A 2,349-nucleotide genomic window follows, 5' to 3' on the forward strand; every position below is an offset into this window, starting at 1 on the left:
TTCCCCGATTGGTTACGGCAGATGTTGTCATTTCTGCAACACGAGACATACTCAAACTTATTGATTGTTTACCCCTTCGCTCCATTTCCATTACAGAAACTTCTTCACTGTCGGATAGGAAAAGTGCTTTACAACACTTCTCCCTCCTAAGAACGGAGCGTGCGACTTTCACCGCACTCCGCTCACGCATTTATAACGCATAATAACCTATTTGCGCGGCTTTATTGGAACGCATGGCTTTACGTCTTTTACTGTCCCTATTCTTTTTTCTGTTTTCAAAATATTCAGCGTCCAAAAAGGGATTAGTATTCAATCTCAACTGAGGATAACGGATTATTGGCATGTCGTTCATGTAAAAGAGTACATTTTTGTCTGATTTAAAACTCCATTTTCTCCCTTTATGATACTTCCAGTATTTATTGACAATCCAGCTTTTACATTTATTCGGATGTCTCCTTTTCGCCCATTTCCATAGCATCTCCCATATAATGTGGTCTATTTGACTAAAAGTTTCTTTGGAACATGCTGAATGGTGGTACTCAGCCCATCCTCTTATTATCTGATTTAATTGATAAATCAGATTTTCTTGTGTACTGGTTTTGTTTTCCTTGATTACTTCACTGATTGTTTTCCTAATCTTGCGAATAGACTTATTTGATGGTTTAATAATTAACTTCCCGTTATATTTTCTAAAGTTCCATCCCAAAAAGTTGAATCCCTCGTGGATTGATGTCAGTTTTGTCTTTTCTTCTGATAGAATTAGCCCTCTTTTACCAAGGAATATTTTCAGCATCTCTTTTATGTCCTTTAATGTTTCTCTGTCCGATGCCGTTACAATGAAATCATCTGCATACTTTATTAGATGTACCTTTTTTCCATTATTCTTAACACTAATGGTTCCCTTTGTATTACTCCAATACTTTTGTTTAATAAGATTTTCCATTCCGTCAAGCGTCATATTCGCCAAGGTTGGCGAGATGATTCCTCCCTGTGGGGTTCCATCAGTGGTTGGGTACAATTCATTATCATACACATATCCACACTTCATGAATTGTTTGAGTATTTTTGCATCCATCGGAATGTTTTCTTCTAACCATTTATGACTGATGTTGTCAAAACATCCTTTTATATCTCCCTCAAGTATCCATTGTGGTGAATCTTTTCGGCATAAAATACTAAACCCATACGCCATTGCATCTTGGGCACTTCTGTATTTTCGGAATCCGAATGATACTGTATCTGCAAGCGTCTCTGCGACTGGCTCTAATCCCAGCAACTGCAATGCCTGCATCGCCCTGTCTTTCATGGTGGGAATTCCTAGTGGACGTTTCTCCTTTTTCCCAAACTTTTCTATGTAGATTCTTCGCAATGCCGATGCTCTGTAACCGTTAGTCTGCAACGTTGTAATTGCATCCCCTTTTTCTTTTTCTGTTTTCCACACTTTTCCGTCAATACCTGGCGTGTTCTTCCCTTTGTTTGAAATCACACGTTTGACTGCTAGCGCCTTCCCATAGAATGAATGTGTAATCAAGTATTGTAATCTTCTGACTAAACGCCATTTGTTCTCTTGCACAGCCTTTACAATCCGAATCTGCAATCTATTAATGTATGTTTCCACATGTTCCCAGTTTATCTGTTTCCATTTGACTTTCTGCATTAGTATCGTCCTCACTTGCGTGTCATTGAACCTAATACTTTCATAAATATCAGATTTTTCATGTAATTAAATACGTATTGGAAGTCTGCCACCTTTCGGTTGGGACAAATCTTGAATCCCTATTTCATACATTACATACGAACTTTCGCTTTTTCCAACGTCCTCTGCCTCCTACGTATTGTATCTTTCTCACGATTGACCTACCTTAAAGGGAACGTATGAGGTTTACCTTGTTTCGCTACTTTAATAATTATGATGTACTTAGATTCTGTCTATAGACCGGAGATTCTCTGTCTTTCTCTCTGTAGCACCATAGTAATTACCACAGCCTTGACCTCTCGCCTTTTGGCTCAGGTGTTTCAACCACTTTCACCTGTTCATGAGTGACGACCCTTACAACAGTTCACATTTGTTAATCATATACATCTTTCCCTCGCAATAGAGCAGATGTGGTTTCCACTTTTCTCACTTTGTCTCGGTTGCTTCACACCGTTCATTTCTTACTAGGCATTTACCGATAGGGATACTACGAGAAAGAAGTAGTAGCATTTCTGCAATTAAAGTAACGACTTTCAAGTCGCACACTATGGGTTCTGCTGACTTCTCACAGTTCGTTGTTACTAGGCTAATGATACCCCTGTGAGACCTCCACGCTTAAGGTGCACGCTCTTTCCCTCCATGTATCCGCCGCA

At 39.3% G+C, this 2,349-nt stretch carries 1 protein-coding gene; it reads right to left on the minus strand.

The annotated features are described in order from the left end of the window. Positions 1-190: 190 nt before the first annotated feature. Positions 191-1,657: a group II intron reverse transcriptase/maturase gene (gene ltrA / locus DWX73_RS13115; RefSeq protein ID WP_118349109.1), complete on the minus strand. Its 1,467-nt coding sequence runs from the start codon at positions 1,655-1,657 to the stop codon at positions 191-193. Positions 1,658-2,349: the final 692 nt, after the last annotated feature.

Origin of the sequence: Coprococcus sp. AF21-14LB (assembly GCF_003458885.1) — a bacterium.
In the GTDB taxonomy this organism is placed as follows: domain Bacteria; phylum Bacillota; class Clostridia; order Lachnospirales; family Lachnospiraceae; genus UBA9414.